This window comes from Sphingobium sp. AP50 (assembly GCF_900109095.1).
In the GTDB taxonomy this organism is placed as follows: domain Bacteria; phylum Pseudomonadota; class Alphaproteobacteria; order Sphingomonadales; family Sphingomonadaceae; genus Sphingobium.
Genome location: NZ_FNYZ01000011.1, coordinates 63,488 through 76,614 on the forward strand (window position 1 = coordinate 63,488; position 13,127 = coordinate 76,614).

General features: G+C 61.2%; 15 protein-coding genes. 7 read left to right on the forward strand and 8 right to left on the reverse strand.

The annotated features are described in order from the left end of the window. The first annotated feature begins 16 nt into the window (after positions 1-16). Together BMY84_RS17345 and BMY84_RS17350 are read left to right on the forward strand one after the other, a co-directional pair. Positions 17-568, forward strand: coding sequence for a TadE/TadG family type IV pilus assembly protein (locus tag BMY84_RS17345; RefSeq protein WP_256215269.1), 552 nt, complete (start codon positions 17-19; stop codon positions 566-568). Beyond that, on the forward strand, positions 565-1,224 hold the full coding sequence (locus BMY84_RS17350) for a TadE/TadG family type IV pilus assembly protein (protein ID WP_093085042.1): 660 nt from the start codon (positions 565-567) through the stop codon (positions 1,222-1,224). The genes BMY84_RS17345 and BMY84_RS17350 overlap by 4 nt, the downstream gene beginning before the upstream one ends. A gap of 56 nt (positions 1,225-1,280) precedes the next feature. Here the strand turns inward: BMY84_RS17350 and BMY84_RS17355 are convergent, their stop codons facing one another. From BMY84_RS17355 to eno, 4 genes are all read right to left on the reverse strand, one after another. Beyond that, positions 1,281-2,651, reverse strand: a complete 1,371-nt coding sequence (locus BMY84_RS17355; protein ID WP_093085043.1) for a pyruvate dehydrogenase complex E1 component subunit beta — start codon at positions 2,649-2,651, stop codon at positions 1,281-1,283. Next, positions 2,651-3,730, reverse strand: coding sequence for a pyruvate dehydrogenase (acetyl-transferring) E1 component subunit alpha (pdhA, locus tag BMY84_RS17360; protein WP_093085045.1), 1,080 nt, complete (start codon positions 3,728-3,730; stop codon positions 2,651-2,653). The genes BMY84_RS17355 and pdhA overlap by 1 nt, the downstream gene beginning before the upstream one ends. A 231-nt stretch (positions 3,731-3,961) precedes the next feature. Then, a complete protein-coding gene (locus BMY84_RS17365; protein ID WP_093015008.1) occupies positions 3,962-4,273 on the reverse strand; it encodes an FtsB family cell division protein in 312 nt (103 codons plus the stop codon). A 77-nt stretch (positions 4,274-4,350) separates the two neighbouring features. Beyond that, on the reverse strand, positions 4,351-5,625 hold the full coding sequence (gene eno, locus BMY84_RS17370) for a phosphopyruvate hydratase (protein ID WP_093085047.1): 1,275 nt from the start codon (positions 5,623-5,625) through the stop codon (positions 4,351-4,353). A 229-nt stretch (positions 5,626-5,854) separates the two neighbouring features. On the opposite strand from eno, the gene BMY84_RS17375 reads away from it, so the two are divergent. The 5 genes from BMY84_RS17375 to BMY84_RS17395 all read left to right on the forward strand — a co-directional run bounded on the left by BMY84_RS17375 (position 5,855) and on the right by BMY84_RS17395 (position 8,208). Continuing rightward, complete coding sequence (locus BMY84_RS17375; protein ID WP_093085048.1) at positions 5,855-6,481, forward strand: hypothetical protein; 627 nt, start codon at positions 5,855-5,857, stop codon at positions 6,479-6,481. Positions 6,482-6,535: 54 nt separating this feature from the next. Further along, entirely contained in the window at positions 6,536-6,961 is a 426-nt protein-coding gene (locus BMY84_RS17380) for a phage holin family protein (RefSeq protein ID WP_093085050.1), read from the forward strand. Further along, positions 6,958-7,281 carry a hypothetical protein gene (locus tag BMY84_RS17385; protein ID WP_093085052.1) on the forward strand — a complete coding sequence of 108 codons (324 nt, stop codon included), beginning with the start codon at positions 6,958-6,960 and terminating at the stop codon, positions 7,279-7,281. Before BMY84_RS17380 ends, BMY84_RS17385 begins: the two co-directional genes overlap by 4 nt. Further along, a complete protein-coding gene (locus BMY84_RS17390) occupies positions 7,274-7,882 on the forward strand; it encodes a DUF883 family protein (protein ID WP_093085054.1) in 609 nt (202 codons plus the stop codon). Before BMY84_RS17385 ends, BMY84_RS17390 begins: the two co-directional genes overlap by 8 nt. Before the next feature lie 104 nt (positions 7,883-7,986). Continuing rightward, positions 7,987-8,208, forward strand: coding sequence for a DUF4170 domain-containing protein (locus BMY84_RS17395; protein ID WP_093014995.1), 222 nt, complete (start codon positions 7,987-7,989; stop codon positions 8,206-8,208). A 51-nt stretch (positions 8,209-8,259) separates the two neighbouring features. Here BMY84_RS17395 and BMY84_RS17400 read toward each other — a convergent pair whose 3' ends face one another. The 4 genes from BMY84_RS17400 to BMY84_RS17415 form a co-directional block, all read right to left on the reverse strand. Beyond that, on the reverse strand, positions 8,260-8,919 hold the full coding sequence (locus BMY84_RS17400; RefSeq protein WP_093085056.1) for a rhomboid family intramembrane serine protease: 660 nt from the start codon (positions 8,917-8,919) through the stop codon (positions 8,260-8,262). Positions 8,920-8,923: 4 nt separating this feature from the next. Next, positions 8,924-9,400: a transcription elongation factor GreA gene (gene greA / locus BMY84_RS17405; RefSeq protein WP_093014991.1), complete on the reverse strand. Its 477-nt coding sequence runs from the start codon at positions 9,398-9,400 to the stop codon at positions 8,924-8,926. Positions 9,401-9,481: 81 nt separating this feature from the next. Further along, positions 9,482-12,817, reverse strand: a complete 3,336-nt coding sequence (carB, locus tag BMY84_RS17410) for a carbamoyl-phosphate synthase large subunit (protein WP_093085058.1) — start codon at positions 12,815-12,817, stop codon at positions 9,482-9,484. Beyond that, positions 12,817-13,107 carry a hypothetical protein gene (locus BMY84_RS17415; protein ID WP_093085059.1) on the reverse strand — a complete coding sequence of 97 codons (291 nt, stop codon included), beginning with the start codon at positions 13,105-13,107 and terminating at the stop codon, positions 12,817-12,819. The genes carB and BMY84_RS17415 overlap by 1 nt, the downstream gene beginning before the upstream one ends. Positions 13,108-13,127: the final 20 nt, after the last annotated feature.

Consider the following 13,127-nt stretch of genomic DNA (forward strand, 5'->3'; position numbering starts at 1 on the left):
CAGCATCTTCAGATGCGTGCGCGGCGCGACCCTGATGGAATTCGGCCTGGTCGCGCCGCCGCTGTTGCTGACCATCATGGGCATCGCGGATCTTGGTTATCAATCCTATCTGCGTGCGGTGACAGCTGGCGTGCTGGACAAGGCTGCGCGCGCCGCATCAGTCGGTACGCTCAACAGCACACAGATCGACAGCTATATCCAGACACAGATGGAAGTCATCAACGCCAAGAACGGCACGACATCGGTGACCAAGAAGAGCTATTATGACTTTTCCCGTGTCGGACAACCGGAGAAGATCACCAGCGACACTGCACCGCTTGGCACCTATAATAGCGGCGATTGCTATGAAGATGCGAACGGCAATGGCGTATTTGATGCGTCGGGCGGTTCTGAAGGCTTGGGCGGCGCTGACGACATCGTCTATTATCAGGTCACGGTATCGATGCCCCGCCTCTTCCCGCTCGCTAAAATGCTAGGCTGGAGCGCGACCCAGACTGCCACGGCCAGCACCGTCATTCGCAATCAGCCTTGGGCAAATCAGGCGACTCCTACGGTGCGCTGCTCATGACCCTCAAAAAAACAACTATATCTCTCCGCCTTTCCTCACTCAAACGAGACGACAGTGGGCTGGCGATCATTGAGTTCGCCTACTCGCTGCCCGTTTTAATGATCCTGTTCATGGCTGGGCTGGAAGTCGCGAACCTTGCCATTGCGCATATGCGGGTCAGCCAGATGGCAATGCTGGTCGCCGACAACGCATCGCGCGTCCGCAAGTCGATTGATGAAGCGAACATCAATCAAATCTTCATTGGCGCGGAAACGGCGTCTGGTTCGCTGAAATTCAAGGCTAATGGGCGCATTTTCCTGTCCGACCTCGAACCCAATGGTCTGGCCAGCCCGAATACCGGTCAGTATATTCGCTGGCAGCGTTGCTGGGGCGACGGCAATTTCACGTCTAGCTATGGCGTCACCAATGACGGCAAAACAAATTCCAGCATGTCGACAGGCATGGGGCCCGGCACGACGGCAGCGACCAAGATCAGCGCGGCAGACGGTACTGCCGTGATGTTTGTGGAGGTAGCCTATAATTATCAGCCGCTGATCAGCAACGCGATCTTCGGCAATAAGGTGATCCGCTACACCAGCGCTTTCAACGTGCGCGAGCGGACCGATCAAGCAATTACCAACGCAGGTTCGCCGGCAGCAACAGTGGCAAGCTGCTGAAACAAAAAGGGCGGCTCCTTCGAGCCGCCCTTTCCTGTTTCCGACGATAGCCGATCTTACTTGTAGCAGACCTTCTTGGCCGCTTCGACCACGCGGGCCGCGTCGATCAGCGCCGCCTTTTCGAGGTTGGCGGCATAAGGCAGCGGCACGTCTTCGTTCGTCACGCGCAGCACCGGCGCATCGAGATCGTCGAAGCCCTTTTCCATCACGACGGCGGCGATTTCCGACGCAATCGAGCAGGTCGGCCAGCCTTCTTCCACCACGACCAGGCGGTTGGTCTTCTTCAGGCTTTCCAGCACCGTCGCGGTGTCGAGCGGGCGCAGCGTGCGCAGGTCGATCACTTCCGCATCAATACCCTCGGCCGCCAGCGTTTCCGCCGCGTCGAGCGCCAGGCCCACGCCGATCGAATAGCTGACCAAAGTCACGTCCTTGCCCGGACGCATGATGCGGGCCTTGCCGATCGGCAGGACATAATCATCGACCTTGGGCACGTCGAAGCTGCGACCGTAGAGAAGTTCATTCTCCAGGAACACGACCGGATCGGTCGAGCGGATCGCGGCCTTCAGCAGACCCTTTGCGTCGGCCGCGTCATAAGGCGCGATGACGATCAGGCCGGGAACGGCGGCATACCAGGGACCGTAATTCTGGCTGTGCTGCGCGCCGACGCGGCTGGCCGCGCCGTTGGGACCGCGGAACACGATCGGGCAGCGCATCTGGCCACCGGACATATAGTTGGTCTTGGCCGCCGAGTTGATGATGTGGTCGATCGCCTGCATGGCGAAGTTGAACGTCATAAACTCGATGACCGGACGCAGGCCGCCCATGGCCGCACCCGCACCGATACCGGCAAAGCCATATTCGGTGATCGGCGTGTCGATGACGCGCTTGTCGCCGAATTCGGCCAGCAGGCCTTGGGTCACCTTGTAGGCGCCCTGATATTCGGCGACTTCTTCGCCCATCACGAAGACGCGCTCATCCTTGCGCATTTCTTCGGCCATCGCGTCGCGCAGCGCTTCACGCACCGTCGTCTTGACGAATTCGGTGCCGGCCGGAAGGTCCGGGTCTTGCACGGTCGCACGGGCTTCCGACGCCAGCTTGGACGTGCCGCTTTCGGCCTTCTTGGGCGTTTCCTCGACCTTGGGCGCTTCCGCCTTGGGTGCCGGTGCCGGAGCGGCTTCTTCACCGCCCTCGCCAGCCATCGTCGCGATGACGGTGCCGACCTTCACGCCTTCGGTGCCTTCAGCGATCATGATCTTGCCGATCAGACCTTCATCGACGGCTTCGAATTCCATCGTCGCCTTGTCGGTTTCGATTTCCGCCAGGATATCGCCCGACTTCACTTCGTCGCCTTCCTTCACCAGCCATTTGGCCAGCGTGCCCTCTTCCATCGTCGGCGAGAGCGCCGGCATCTTGATTTCGATACCCATTAATATTGCTCCACCAGCACGTCGGTATAGAGTTCATGCGCTTCGGGTTCAGGCGAAGTTTCGGCGAAGTCGGCGGCTTCGGCCACGACCTTGCGGATGTCCTGATCGATCACCTTGATCTCGTCTTCGCTGACGCCAGCGTCGATCAGATATTTCTTCACGCCCTCGATCGGGTCGGACTTTTCGCGCACGGCCTGCACTTCGTCACGCGACCGATACTTGGCCGGGTCGGACATGGAGTGGCCGCGATAGCGGTAGGTCTTCATTTCAAGCAGGATCGGGCCATTGCCTTCCTGCACCCACTTGAGCGCTTCCTCGGTCGCACCGCGCACGGCGAGCACGTCCATGCCGTCGACCTGGATGCCGGGGATGCGGAAGCTCTCGCCACGGCGATAAAGCTGGTCTTCCGACGATGCGCGGTTGACGCTGGTGCCCATGGCGTACTGGTTGTTCTCGATCACGAAGATGATCGGGAGCTTCCACAGTTCGGCCATGTTGAAGGATTCATAGACCTGGCCCTGATTGGCCGCGCCGTCACCGAAATAGGCGACGCAGACGCCGCCGTCATTGTTGTATTTGTGCGCGAAGCCGAGGCCCGCACCGAGCGACACCTGCGCACCGACGATGCCGTGGCCGCCGAAGAATTTATGTTCGACGCTGAACATGTGCATCGAACCGCCCTTGCCGCGCGAGATACCCGCTTCACGGCCAGTCAGTTCGGCCATGATGACCTTGGGGTCGATGCCATAGGCCAGCATGTGGCCATGGTCGCGATAGCCGGTGATGACGCTGTCCTTGCCGGGCTTCAAAGCCGACTGGATGCCGACGGCAACCGCTTCCTGACCGATATAGAGATGGCAGAAGCCGCCGATGAAGCCCAGGCCGTACAACTGGCCGGCCTTTTCCTCGAAACGGCGGATGAGGACCATCTGCCGATAGAATTCCAGCAGTTCTTCCTTGCTGGCCTTATAGTCGGTCGGCGTTTCCGGGCGAGGCCGGTTATGGTCCGCACCGGCGATGGCGGGTGCAGCCGCCTTTGCCTTTGCGCTCGCTGCGCGCGGCGTGGTTGGTTTCGCCAAGGCTATTATCCTTTTGCGTGGGGGTAGGATGGAAGGAAGTCCGATATAGCGGCAGAGTTGCATATATTGCAACTGCGACCCCACGGAATCCGGCCAGAACCAATAGCTATTACCGAAAATTGATGGCTTCGAACGCCTTGGTCACAGACCAGCAAAACGCCCTCGCAGCAAAATTGCTAGGACATGCTTTTTCGCGCAAAATCCTTTCGCAGGCTTTACGCTTCCGTAACGTCAGTTGAGCGGCACGACCACTTCGTCATGGTGAATCACACCGAGCTGGCGACGGATCAATTCGTCCGCCAGATCGGGATCGACCCGACGCGGGTTCAGCGCGTCCACGCGATTGCGCAATTCCGCCTGCGCATGCTGGGTCTGCTTGAGTTCCGCCTGCGCCGCATGCAACTGGCGCGTGTAATCGCCCCATGCCAGCACCCCGTTTGATCCCAGCACGACATAGCCGGCGAAGAACAGCAGCAGGAGCAGCGCAATCGCAGGGCCAAGGGCCGAAAAAAGCAGAAGACGGAGTTTCGCGATATGCGCCATGGACCAGATGAATCACAGGATTCGGGTGGCCGCAAGCGAAAAATCACACGCTTGCGACCAGCCGAGTCTCTTGCAGTTTAACGGAAGATCGAACGACCCGCATAAACGGCAACATCGCCCAGTTCTTCCTCGATACGGATGAGCTGATTATATTTTGCAAGCCGGTCCGAACGGGCCAGCGAACCAGTCTTGATCTGACCGCAATTGGTGGCGACGGCAAGGTCGGCGATGGTCGCATCCTCCGTCTCACCCGAACGGTGCGACATGACCGCTGTGTAGCGCGAACGGTGCGCCAGATCGACGGCCGCCAGCGTCTCGGTCAGCGTGCCGATCTGGTTGACCTTGACCAGCAGCGAATTGGCGAGGCCCTTACCGATGCCCATGGCCAGACGCGCCGGGTTGGTCACGAACAGATCGTCGCCAACCAGTTGCACCTTGTTGCCGATCTTGTCGGTCAGCGCCTTCCAACCTTCGAAATCATCTTCGCTCATGCCGTCCTCGATCGACTTGATCGGATAGTCGGCGCACAGCGCGGCCAGATAATCGGCCATCTCGACCGGCGAGAGCGACAGGCCTTCGCCCGAAATCTCATATTTGCCGTTCTTGAAGAATTCGGTCGCGGCGCAGTCCAGCGCCAGCACGACGTCGTCGCCCGGCTTGTAACCGGCCTTCTCGACCGACAGCATGATGAAGTCGAGCGCATCGCGGGTTGAGGCGATGTTGGGGGCAAAGCCGCCCTCATCGCCAACCGCCGTCGCCAGCCCCTTGTCATGCAGGCCCTTCTTGAGCGTGTGGAAGATTTCCGAACCGATCCGCACAGCGTCGGCGATGCTTTCCGCACCGACCGGCATGATCATGAACTCCTGGAAGTCGATCGGGTTGTCGGCATGTTCGCCGCCGTTGATGATGTTCATCATCGGCACCGGCAGAACGTGGGAAGAGACACCGCCGACATAGCGATAAAGCGGCAGACCACGCGCATCGGCAGCAGCCTTCGCCACAGCCAGCGACACGCCCAGGATCGCGTTGGCGCCCAGGTTCGACTTGTTCTCCGTGCCGTCCAGCGCGATCATCGCGGCGTCGACTTCGGCCTGATCTTCGGCTTCCAGGCCGATGATTTCCTCGGCAATCTGGTCGTTGACGGCGGCCACAGCGGCCAGCACGCCCTTGCCCAGATATTTGCTCTTGTCGCCGTCGCGCTTTTCGACCGCTTCATAGGCACCGGTGGACGCGCCCGAGGGCACGGCGGCACGGCCGAAGCTGCCGTCTTCCAGCATGACATCGACTTCGACGGTGGGATTGCCACGGCTGTCCAAGATCTGGCGGGCGTGGATATCGAGAATGGCAGTCATGATCGCTCCTGCACTTGCGGTCGTAACGCGGACCTATGGCCTGTGAATTCGCGCCCCGCTTAGACAGCACCCTGCATATTGGCAATGCAGGGGGTTGCGCAGATGCAAAAAATGCCGATGGTCTAAATGTAACGGCAACGGAACTGTAGGCCGTTGCCAAGCATTTGGGTCATATACCCCGTCGCGCAGCGCGGCATTTTTTGCTGACATGAAAGGGAGATTGAGGACGATGGCTGACACACCGGAAACCCCGCCCGTCAAGCGCGTGAAGAAGGCGACCGTGGCCAAGCCCGTCAAGGCGAAGCCCGCCAAGTCGGCTGTTGCGGCCGCCACGCCGGTCAAGACGGCACCGGTCAAGAAGGCCGCTACCCGCAAGGCCGCCGCACCCAAGAAGCCGGGCAATGGCGCCGCCTCGCATGGCTGGACGGCCCAGATCGCCCCGATCAAAGCGCAGGCGGAAAAGACGGCCAAGGCCGCTGTCGACAAGCTGAACGCCGTCGACTGGAAGGCGCATATCGATCCGATCAAGGAACAGGCGGGCAAGACCGCCAAGTCCGCCGCTGGCGCCGCCAAGGACAAGACCGGATCGGCGATGCAGAGCCTGGCCAAGCTGATTTCCGATACGGCCGGCACGGTCGATGCCAAGCTGGGCCCGCAATATGGCGACTATGCGCGTCAGGCAGCGGAATCGGTGGCTGGCGCTGCGGACACGCTCGACAGCAAGGATGTCGACCAGTTGCTCGGTGAAGCGCGCGATTTCGTGCGCAAGAGCCCGGCTGTGGCGATCGGTGCGGCAGCGGTGGTCGGCTATGTGCTGATGCGCCTTGCCAAGGGTTCCGACGACGACAAGGCCTGACCGGTCCTTTCCCAACACCGACGCACAGGCCCGCAAGGCGGGGCGGAGGGTTAATTGACAGACGAGCCAGCGGAAACGGTGGTAACGCCGCGCGCCGACGGGCAGCCTGACGGCACGCCCATTGAACAATCGGGCGCGAGTGCAGATACGCCGCCGCAGGAAAGCGTGGGCGAGGTATTGAACCGCCTTTATCAGGACGGTCGCGCCTATGCCTCAGCCGAGGCGGAGCGGCAGAAGCTCCGCCTCGGCATTGTCGGCGTGGGCGTACGCAATGCCGCCATATTGGGCATCATCGCGCTGATCCTGGTCTTTTCCAGCATTGTTGCGTTGCTCGTGGGTCTGGTGATTACCCTGGCGCAGGATATGGCGCCGATCTGGGCGACGCTAATCGTGGTTGGCGGTGCATTGGCGGTTGCTATGATCCTGCTGCTACTGGCCAAGGGCTGTATCAGTCGTATGGCAAAGGCGATCAAAGCATGAGCCGTAAAAATGCCTATCGCGAATCCTGCGTCCGTGCGGATGCGGCCCGCGCGCAACTGATGGCCAGCGCAGATGCCGCCAAGGCGCGCGTTGCCCCTGCCCGCCTGAAACAGGATCTGAAGGACAAGATCAGCAACGCCGCACTTGATGGCGTGGCGCGGGTCGCCGTGCAGGTGCAGCAACGTCCCGTCGCATTCGGCGCAGCGACCGGCGCCTTTGCCCTTTTCCTCGCGCGGCGTCCGCTGGCGGCACTTTTCCGTCGGCTGTACGTTCGCTTTACTTACCCTACACCGGATATTTCGGAGACTGACGATGGCTGACATCCGCGCCCAACTGACCCGCGTTCGCGAAGCCGCCAACGATGCGGCGATCAGCGCAACCGACATCATCAAGGACGGCACCGAAAAGGCGCGCGAAAGCGCCGGCGACCTGATCCAGAACGGCCGCGACAAGGCGAACACCGCCTATAGCGACGCCCGTGACAAGACGCAGCGCGTCGCCGCCCGCGCCAATGAAATCGTGCAGGAACATCCGATCGTCGCCGTCGCCGGCGCGGTGGCCGTGGGCGCGGTCGTCGCCTGGATGTTCCCCAAGAGTCGCCGCGCAATGAAGGCGCTGCCGGGCCTCGCCGCCACCGCTGGCGCGAAGGTGGTGGAAGCCGCTATTGCGGCCCGCGCCGCCGCAGCAGATGCTGCCGTGGCAGCACGCGATGTGGCAGTCGATGGTGCCGAAACCGTGAAGCAGGGCGCCAGTAGCGCGCTCCATGCCGCCGGCGATGTCGCCTCCAGCGCGAAGGACAGCGTCGTATCCGCGGAATTGCCGGCCAAGGCATCGAAGCTGGCCGATGACGTGGCCGCGCTGGTTGCGGCCAAGGTCGACGCCCTGAGTGATGCGATCAAGGCACGATTGCCGAAAAACTAATCGCGATTGCGGGAAACGCAATCGATCCATGCCCCTGCGCTCCTTGGCTGGCAGCGGTCGCGATGCTAAAGCGCCGCTATCAGCCAAAGGAGAAAAGATAAACCATGAGCAAGATGCATCTGGTTATGGGCGGTCGCGTCACTGACCCGCAGACACTGGAATTTCAGGACCTGAGCAAGGTCGATCTGGTCGGCATCTTCCCCGACTATGCCTCGGCCGAAAAGGCCTGGCGCGGCGCAGCCCAGCGCACCGTTGACGACGCGGAAATGCGCTATGTCATCGTGCACCTGCACCGCCTGATGGAGCCGGAACTGCCGAGCGCCTGATTTCTGGCTACTCAACTCAGCCCGTTCGCCCCGGCGAACGGGTTTTGCTTTTTAATGCACCGCCCGAGGCTTCTTGCGGAACCGCCAGCGCAGCAAGGGGCGCGTCAGCACCAGCCCCGCCAGAAAGCCGCCAATATGTGCGGCTATCGCGATCTGACCCAGATCGCCAAAACCTCCCGCAGTCGCCACCCCGATCATCAACTGAATGCCGATCCACCCGGCCGCCAGCCACAGCACCCGCACCATATTGGCGGATAGCGGTCCGATCCGGCGCACCTGCTGCTGGCTATAGAGCAGCGAATAAGTGGCGATGATCGCGGAAATCGCGCCGCTCGCCCCCACCATCGGATTGGTCGACGCCGGATCGATCACCCATTGCGCCAGACAGGCGGCATAGGCGCCCACGCCATAGAGAAACAGCGTCCCGCCCCAACCCAGCACATGCTCCACCTGCCGACCGCAAAAGAGCAGCATGAACATGTTGAAGCCGATATGCATCCAGCCCGCATGGATCAGCGTGCAACTGATCGGCGTCAGCCAAGCCGGAACAGCCGCCATGCCATCCAGCAAGGCGGGTTGCCCCAGACGCGCGGGAATGAAGCCGCCGACAATGGCGGCATCATTCACCCATCCACCCAGATACAGCAATGCAAAGGCGGCGATGCTGATCGCCGCTATGCCATTGGTGGCGCGACCGGATGGCAGTTTCACGGCGTCAGATGAACGCGATCTTGTCGACCAGGTAGAATTTGTCGCCCGACGGGACCGACACTTCCACCTCGTCGCCGATCTCACGACCGATCAGCGCCCGGCCCAGCGGGCTGTTATAGCTGATCATGCCCAGCTTGGCATCCGCCTCGGCCTGACCCACGATCTGATATTTGACCGGCTTGTCTTCCTCGTCCAGCAAGGTCACGGTCGCGCCGAACACGATCTTGTCGCCCGACAAAGTGGTCGGATCGATGATCTGAGCGCGGGACATCTTGTCCTCCAGATCGTTGATCGTCGCCTCAACCTGACCCTGCCGTTCCTTGGCAGCGTGATATTCGGCGTTTTCGGACAAATCACCATGCGCGCGCGCTTCTTCGATGGCGTCCACGATCAAAGGCCGTTCGGCCTTCAGTTCGCGGAGCTGCGCATTGAGCTTGTCATAGCCCATTTGCAGCATCGGCATCTTCTCGACGGTCGCCATTATTGCAAATCCTTCGTCAAAACTTCCCTTTGGCGGCCCCGACCATGGGGCCACCCGCAGCATGTTTCCTTATGCAGGGGATCAGGCGTGCGACAGGGGATAATAGGACTGGAGCGAGCGCACTTCAAGGGCATGGCCACGAAGCGCCTCGATCGCATCGGCCGCAGCGACACTTGCCGCCGCGGTGGTGAAGCTGGCGATCTTGCCGCGCAGCGCCGACGTGCGGATCGCCTTGCTGTCTTTCAGCGACTGCCAGCCTTCGGTGGTGTTGAAGATCAACTGCACGTCGCCGTCGGTAATCCGGTCCACGATGTGCGGGCGCCCTTCGGCCACCTTGTTGACGGTCTCGATGGTGATGCCATGCGCTTCCAGATAGGCAGCCGTGCCGCCAGTCGCGATGATGGTGAAGCCCATCGTCGCCAGCTTCTGCACCGCCGGCAGGATCACCGGCTTGTCGCTGTCCTTGACCGATACGAACACGGTGCCCTCGGTCGGCAATATCGTGCCCGCACCGATCTGTGCCTTGGCGAAGGCGATCGCGAAATTGCTATCGATTCCCATAACTTCACCGGTGCTCTTCATTTCCGGCGACAGGACCGGATCGACACCGGGGAAGCGGTTGAACGGGAAGACCGCTTCCTTCACCGCCACATGGTCGATCGCATTGCGATCGATCTTGGGCAGATCCTTGATCTTCTCGCCCGCCATCACGCGGCTGGCGATCTTGGCGATGGGCGTGCCGATCGCCTTGGCGACGAAGGGCACGGTGCGGCTGGCACGCGGGTTCACCTCGATCAGATAGACCGTGCCATTCTTGACCGCGAACTGGATGTTCATCAGGCCGCGCACCGACAGGGCATGGGCCAGCACTTCGGTCTGCCGTTCGATTTCCGCGATGATATCCGCCGACAGGCTGTAAGGCGGCAGCGAGCAGGCAGAGTCACCAGAATGGACACCAGCCTCCTCGATATGCTGCAACACACCGGCCACGACCACATCGTCGCCGTCGCACAGCGCGTCGACGTCGACTTCCACGGCATCGCGCAGATACTGGTCGATCAGCACCGGGGATTCGCCCGACACCTGAACGGCGGTGGTGATATATTCCTCCAACTGCGCCTGACCGTCGACGATCTCCATCGCCCGACCGCCCAGCACATAGGACGGACGCATCAGCACCGGATAACCGATGCGATTGGCGACCGCGATCGCCTCTTCGCGGCTGCGCGCAATGCCGTTGGCCGGCTGTTTCAGCTTCAGCTTGTCGATCAGCGCCGCGAAACGCTCGCGATCCTCAGCCAGATCGATGGCGTCGGGCGAGGTGCCAAGAATAGGCACGCCCGCATCCTCCAGCGCCTGCGCCAGCTTCAGCGGCGTCTGCCCGCCAAACTGCACCAGCACGCCCGCCAGCGTCCCCTGCGACATTTCGACATGCAGGATTTCGAGCACGTCCTCGGCCGTCAGCGGCTCAAAATAGAGGCGGTCGGACGTATCATAGTCGGTCGACACCGTCTCCGGGTTACAGTTGACCATGATCGTCTCATAGCCAGCTTCGCTCAGCGCGAAGCAGGCATGGACGCAGCAATAGTCGAACTCGATGCCCTGTCCGATCCGGTTCGGGCCGCCACCCAGAATGACCACCTTCTTGCGGTCGCTGGGCTGCGCCTCATTCTCCGCCTCGCCAAACAGCGGCGCTTCATAGGTGGAGTACATATAGGGCGTCTTCGCCTCGAACTCTGCGGCGCAGGTGTCGATGCGCTTGAACACCGGGCGCACGCCCAGTTTGTGACGCAGCGCGCGCACTTCGTCCTCGGTCACGCCGCCGGTCATGGCGACGACGGCATCGTGGATCAGACCCGACCCGCGCGCGATGCCGCGCTCATTGCCGCGCAGGTTCGCGGACTTCAGCGCCAGCCAGGCCAGCCGCTTGTCGGAAAAGCCCATGGACTTCAGGCGGCGCATGCCGTCCGTATCCTGCGGCAGGCCATTGGCCAGCACCTCGGCTTCCGCGTCGACGATTTCCTTGATCCGCTCCAGGAACCAGGGGTCGAACTTGGCGATGTTATGGATTTCCTGAACGGTCAGCCCTTCGCGCAGCGCCTGCGCCGCGACCAGCAGTCGGTCCGGGGTCGCCTGCGCCAAAGCAGCGATGATATCGTCCTTGGGCGCGCCCACCAGATGATCGACCTGATTGAAACCGCTCAGACCCGTTTCCAGACCACGCAGCGCCTTCTGCATCGATTCATGGATGTTGCGGCCGATCGCCATGACTTCGCCGACGGACTTCATCGCCGTGCCCAGCAGCGGCTCGGCGCCCTTGAACTTTTCAAAGGCGAAGCGCGGGATTTTCGTCACGACATAGTCGATGGTCGGTTCGAACGACGCCGGCGTCGCGCCGGTAATGTCATTCTCGATCTCGTCCAGCGTATAGCCCACGGCCAGCTTCGCCGCGACCTTCGCGATGGGGAAGCCGGTGGCCTTCGACGCCAGCGCCGAGGAACGCGAAACGCGCGGGTTCATCTCGATCACGATCAGGCGGCCGTCCTTCGGATTGACCGAGAACTGCACGTTGGAACCGCCTGTTTCCACGCCGATTTCACGCAGCACCGCGATCGATGCGTTCCGCATGATCTGATATTCCTTGTCGGTCAGCGTCAGCGCCGGGGCGACGGTGATGCTGTCGCCGGTATGGACGCCCATCGGATCGACATTCTCGATCGAACAGATGATGATGCAATTGTCGTTGCGGTCCCGCACGACTTCCATCTCATATTCTTTCCAGCCGATCAGCGATTCCTCGATCAGCACCTCGGTCGTCGGCGATGCGTCCAGACCACCGCGCACGATGTTGACGAACTCTTCGCGATTATAGGCGATGCCGCCGCCGGTGCCGCCCATGGTGAAGCTGGGCCGAATGATCGAGGGAAGGCCGGTAAACTCCAGCGCCTCCAGCGCCTCTTCCATCGTATGCGCGATACGCGAGCGGGCCGATTCCAGCCCGATCTTGTCCATGGCGTCGCGGAACTTGATCCGGTCCTCCGCCTTGTCGATCGCCTCGGCATCCGCGCCGATCATCTGGACGCCATATTTCTCCAGCGTGCCGTCGTTGAACAAAGCCAGCGCCGTGTTCAGCGCCGTCTGCCCACCCATCGTCGGCAGCACCGCGTCCGGCCGTTCCTTTTCGATGATCTTCGCCACGATTTCGGGCGTGATCGGCTCGACATAGGTCGCGTCGGCAAATTCCGGGTCGGTCATGATCGTGGCCGGATTGGAATTCACCAGGATGATGCGATAGCCCTCTTCCTTGAGCGCCTTCACCGCCTGCGTGCCCGAATAATCGAACTCGCACGCCTGGCCGATGATGATCGGACCAGCGCCGATGATGAGGATGGAGGAGATGTCGGTTCTTTTAGGCATTATCTTCCCGCACCAAATAACTTGCGAAACAACGAAGCCATCCATTTGGATTTGCTCGATTGTTCAATTGACCCCCCGGATTGATGAACGACATCCAACCGAGGCTTGAAGTGAAATCCCATCGCTGCACCGGACTGTGCTGCATAGAACATCAATTTTTCTACTCTGTCTCGATAGACCTCGTCTGCTTCGTCACCAGGATATATATCAACATTGGCGACACCTTCCTCGTCGGTGAAAAACACGACCTGATCTAACGAAATTCCGGCATCTATCACGGCCTTGGCCATTGCTCCCCGATCGGGGCGAC